The organism is Microbulbifer okhotskensis, assembly GCF_023895975.1.
Lineage (GTDB): Bacteria > Pseudomonadota > Gammaproteobacteria > Pseudomonadales > Cellvibrionaceae > Microbulbifer > Microbulbifer okhotskensis.
Map to the genome: position 1 here is coordinate 1 of NZ_JALBWM010000173.1, position 5,208 is coordinate 5,208.

The 5,208-nt window shown below is 48.1% G+C and carries 5 protein-coding genes; all 5 read left to right on the plus strand.

What is annotated here, in order from left to right; all coding sequences use genetic code 11:
• A partial coding sequence (locus MO867_RS20295; RefSeq protein WP_309143321.1) for a Dps family protein occupies window positions 1–593 on the plus strand: 593 nt, incomplete at its 5' end.
• Window positions 594–1,572: 979 nt separating this feature from the next.
• On the plus strand, window positions 1,573–1,920 hold the full coding sequence (locus MO867_RS20300) for a helix-turn-helix domain-containing protein (RefSeq protein ID WP_252472484.1): 348 nt from the start codon (window positions 1,573–1,575) through the stop codon (window positions 1,918–1,920).
• Window positions 1,914–3,212, plus strand: coding sequence for a type II toxin-antitoxin system HipA family toxin (locus tag MO867_RS20305; protein WP_252472486.1), 1,299 nt, complete (start codon window positions 1,914–1,916; stop codon window positions 3,210–3,212). The genes MO867_RS20300 and MO867_RS20305 overlap by 7 nt, the downstream gene beginning before the upstream one ends.
• A gap of 328 nt (window positions 3,213–3,540) precedes the next feature.
• The gene (locus MO867_RS20310; RefSeq protein WP_252472488.1) at window positions 3,541–4,755 is read left to right on the plus strand and encodes a CaiB/BaiF CoA transferase family protein; all 1,215 of its coding nucleotides are present in this window, start codon (window positions 3,541–3,543) and stop codon (window positions 4,753–4,755) included.
• A 113-nt stretch (window positions 4,756–4,868) separates the two neighbouring features.
• Window positions 4,869–5,174, plus strand: coding sequence for a hypothetical protein (locus tag MO867_RS20315; RefSeq protein WP_252472490.1), 306 nt, complete (start codon window positions 4,869–4,871; stop codon window positions 5,172–5,174).
• Window positions 5,175–5,208 lie beyond the last annotated feature (34 nt).

The following is a 5,208-nucleotide window of genomic DNA, read 5'->3' on the forward strand; positions in this document are numbered from 1 at the left end:
TATCCGGCCTTGGTTCCTACCTATTTCGCCCCCTAAAACTGTCCGAAGTATTGATGAGAAAAGCAACTAGAGAATCAGTAGACTCGAAGGATCAATCAAGACTCACCGCCCCGACTGATCTGGGTGAGAGTGCTAGGGCCAGCATTACTAACGCAGTCAATACACTGCTAGCTGATACCTTCAGCCTCTACGTGAAGACAAAAAATTTTCACTGGCATGTCAGTGGCCCACACTTCCGTGATTACCATTTGCTGTTTGATGATCAAGCCGATGATGTTTTAGAAATGACCGATGCCCTAGCGGAACGAGTACGCAAACTAGGGGGGACTACATTACGCTCTATTGGTCACATCGCCAAGCTACAACGATCTTCAGACAATAATTCTGAGTATGTAGATCCACAGGATATGTTGACAGAGCTGGGCGAAGATAATCGTCAAATGATTGTTAATATGCGCAAAGTCCATGAACTCTGTGATGAACACCACGATATTGCAACAGCCAGCCTACTGGAGGAATTTATTGATCACTCTGAAAAGCGGGCTTGGTTTTTGTTTGAGGCTAGCCGCGATTCCGGCTTAACTCATCATTAGCTACGGCCTTCAATTAGATTAATAGATTTTCACAAAGAGAGTTGTCGTACTTGAACCGAGACAACTCTTCTTATTTTTTTGCTCTGCAACCATTACGCCAAGTCGTATTTATTGCGGCTTTACAGCTCAAAAATATGCCTTTCTCCGGTGGAGTTTCACACGATACTTTCCCTTCAATAAAAATCACTGCCGCTGGATTAGGCTCAACTTGCTAAAACTGGAAAATCTTGGACGAGAAAAATGAAAAGTGTTTTGCCCTCCAATTTTCCACGAAAGTTTTGTGCTCAAGCCTAACCGGATACCTTTCTAAGCACACTTCTCAAATTATTAGAAAGGGGCCTCTAATCTGCCGAAGTAGCTCTGGCGAGCGTTTGGCCGGAAGAAAAATGGAGGTCAATCGTGCGGGTAGGTGGTTGGGGCTCCATAAAATATCTGCGGAAACATAATGACTCAACTTGAAGGGCTGACCAGCAAAAGCTGTGGCTCTACCAGCGATATTTCGCCCGATATCATAGTCATTGTATGCGACCATGTTGCGAGGAAACCGGCCCCATCGGGTTTGGTGGCACAATCAAAGTGCACTGGGGCCTGCCAGATTCAATGCCGCTGAGTGATAGAGCCCAAGTTGAGGTGCCGATGATGCTATTACTGGCCTGCTTCGTAACAGGATCAGGCGCCCCCCGTATTGAGTGCCGCAGTACGGTGACAATCCTTAATATATGAGCAGTCCCTCGATTCTTGGCCTTGATTATCGTCAGCTTGATTGGCCCTAGAGCTATGTCTCTTGTAGCGCTCTTTACGTAAACACCGTCCGTCGAGGCATTCTTAAAAGTTGCTTTTGCAGCTATTGAGACCTTAATAAATGATTAAAAGGTGGTTTTACACCCGCTTAGGCTAATTTTGACAAATACGCTATAATAGCTGCAAGTCCACCTATTAAGGTGGGTTTCACACCTCAAGATATGGAAAAGCAACTGTTATGAGTTTTTACGGGCAATCAGACTCTCAGATACTTGAGACGCTCGGCAGTCGGTTAAAGGGGTACCGTTTGCGGATGAACCTCACCCAGGATGATATGGCCGAACGTGCCGGCCTCTCCCCCTCCACCATCAAAGGGCTAGAGGCCGGTCGCGGCAGGCTCGACAGCCTTGTGGCCGCGTTAAGGGTGTTACACCAGCTCGAATCTCTAGAGGCATTCCTACCCCCACCTTCAATCAGCCCTATGCAAATTGCCACACTCGGTAAGCCGCGCAAGAGAGCCAGCCGCAGCTCTCAAGCCTCCAATAATCCAAGCGCTATCAAAAAAAGAGATAAGCCAAAATGGTAAATCAGACAAATACTGCCACGGTACACTTGTGGGACGAGATGGTTGGCGCTGTTCACTGGGATGATGCCGGCTATGGATCCTTCGAATATGCTCCAGAATTTCTACAGAAGGGATTAGATATTGCCCCGGTCACCATGCCGTCCGATGTCTCGTCAGAGCCGTATATGTTTCGCACCCTCAACCGGGAAACCTTTAAGGGCTTGCCAGGCCTCCTTGCCGATTGCCTGCCCGACAAATTCGGCAATGCCGTTATCGATGCCTGGCTTGCACGCCAGGGAAGAACTCCGGCAAGCTTCAACCCCATTGAGCGACTTTGTTACACCGGTACACGGGGTATGGGCGCGCTCGAATTTCAACCCGCCGTGGATGGTACTTTCAGGGATTCGGTCGATATCAATGTCGAAGAACTGGTAAAGCTAGCGGCTGCAATCACTCATAAGCAAATAGGCCTCAACGCGCAACTCGGTGAATGCGACACACAAAAATCAGGTACATTACTGGATATATTAAGAGTGGGCACCAGCGCGGGCGGGGCTCGAGCAAAAGCGGTAATCGCCATGAACGGTAAAGGCGATATTCGCTCAGGCCAAGTCCCAGCCCCCAAAGGGTATGATTACTGGTTACTGAAATTCGATGGTGCTGGCGATTTAGAACTCGGCTCTACTGATGGTTATGGTCGGGTTGAATTCGCCTACTATTTTATGGCGCGGGAAGCCGGCATTGATATGACGGAATGCAAGCTTCTGCAGGAAAATGGCAGAGCGCACTTCATGACACAGCGGTTCGACCGTGTGAACGGCCAAAAGCTCCATATGCAATCCCTTTGTGGTATCGCGCACCTGGACTTCAATATGGCTGGCGCGCACTCATACGAGCAACTCTTTAGCGTTATGCGCGAGCTGTACCTACCCAAAAATGAAGCCATTCAGCAATATCGCAGGATGGTATTCAATGTGCTGGCCAGAAATCAGGATGACCATACTAAAAACATCGCGTTTCTCATGGACCAGAGAGGTGAATGGTCCCTGTCACCCGCCTTTGATATCACCTATGCCCACAATCCAGGTGGCGCATGGACAAGTCAACACCAAATGAGCGTCAACGGAAAGCGAGACCACTTCGTTTTAGAGGATTTGATAGCTGTCGGAAAAGTCATCAGCATCAAGCGTCCGATGGATATTATTGATGAAGTTGCGAAAGCTATAGAGAAGTGGGAAGAGTTTGCCGAAAACGCGGGGGTTTCCGAAGATAGAATCATTGTAATTGGCCAAAACCATCGCAAGCTCTACTGAGAAACGGTAGTGTTCAGAATTCTGTGCCAATTCATTAATCTATTCAGTTAAGCTGCAATAATGTTCTTGACAGCGGATTTAGGTTGACTGAGCTGGATGGTCATACATTGCATATGTGTACCCCCTTTATTCGCCAGAACTTCTTATTCCTATTTTTTGCTAGGGTGAGCCGTTTCGCTTAAGCCCACTTGGGTTGCTAAAGCACTAAAAGGTTATAAATACCCTTAGACTGGCTGCATAGTCTATAAGTTACCAAACCCATTCGGGCTAATAATACAGACACCTACAGATTAATGCTTGTTACTGGCGCCAATCCAGAGATATCACAGTGCTACCTCTCCAAGGCAAACGTATTCTTTCCTTCGAAACCTGGGGCGCCGGCTCTTTTCATGGCACTCTGTTAGCTATGCTGGGCGCCGAAGTCATTAATATAGAAGACCCAAAACAAAGTGGAAACCCACTACGTAAAATGGGCTCACTCTATTTCGATGAAGCTCATGAGGATAATGAATGTGGTGAATCAACGCTGCACAATAAGAAAAGCCTGGCAATAGACATCCGCACCCCAGAGGGCAGAAAAATTTTCTTGAAGCTTGCGGAAGAATCACATGCCGTAATTGATAATTTCCGTGGTTCACTACCCGAGGAACTCGGACTCACTTATGCAGATCTCCAGGCCGTTAATCCCAAAATTGTCTGTACCCACCTCTCTGGATATGGGCGGGACAACAACAGAAAGAGCTGGCCCGGTTATGATTTTCTGATGCAGGCTGAAACCGGCTGGATGTCAGTAACTGGGGAGCCAGGATCAATGCCCACCAAAGTCGGCGTGTCGGTGGTCGACTTGCTGGGCAGTGTTTACTCAGCCCTTTGCACGGTGTCGGGATTACTACGCAGCGAAATAACGAAGAAAGGCGGTGATTTTGATACGAACTTATTCGATATTGCCTTGAACTGCCTATGTTACCAGGGATTGTGGTTTCTCAATGAAGGGGTCATTCCAGGCAAACAGCCCCGCTCTGCGCACGCCTCCCAAGCCCCTTGCCAACTGGTGAAAACTGCCGATGGATGGTTTTATGTTGCCTGCTTGACACAAAAATTCTGGGTAATGCTCTGCCACGAACTGAAGGCTGACGATCTAGAAAGAGACGCTAGATTTCTCGGGAACGAAGACAGAATGCAGAATCGGGAGGCTCTGACGGAAGCGCTCGATCAATATTTCCAAAGGAAAGCGACAAAGGACTGGGTCGCTCAGATGGAGGGGAAAATTCCTTGCGCCCCCATCTATGACATCTCCCAAGCACTGAATAACCCCTATGTCCGCGACAATGGCAAGATCGTTTCAATTCCGTATACGCGCAGCAAGAGCCGCGAATCAATTCAATACCTATGTGCTCCCTTCACTGTTGATGACTCCGCCGCAATGCAGTTTAAGGAAGCGCCACTTTACGGCCAAAATACTCAGCAAATTCTGGCAGAACTCGGTATTTCAAAGGAAGAAATGAAAGTACTGAATCAGTCTGGTGTTATCTACTGTTATTAATCTACATATGCTTATTGTGACAAAACAGGCCTTGAGCATCTCAGTATTCTGGCATATCTGTTTCGTCTATAACATGGAGAACACTGGGACCAGCAGAGAACTACTCTATCTCCATGATCGTCGGCCATCTTGATTGGAATCTAGTCATCTCCCACGCCCAAGCCCAAGCCCTGTCTAAGCTCGGTGGACTTGCCGTGCCCAAATCTGCTTCGCGGCTGGAAGACCTGCCCGTTTGTGGTCCCAGTGAGATACTCCGGATAACCCAATTGGCAGCCGAACTAGACGGAGCTGTTTTGATGTCTAGCGGTGGCACTACCGGCAAGCCAAAGCTAACCTACACACCACACCACCAAGCAATTGAACGGCTATTGAGAGAGTGGCAGCCGCTTAACCCCCATAGCCAGGGCTGTCCCATATAAATCAGCTTAAATCGTGGCTGTAATTATCTTGTCT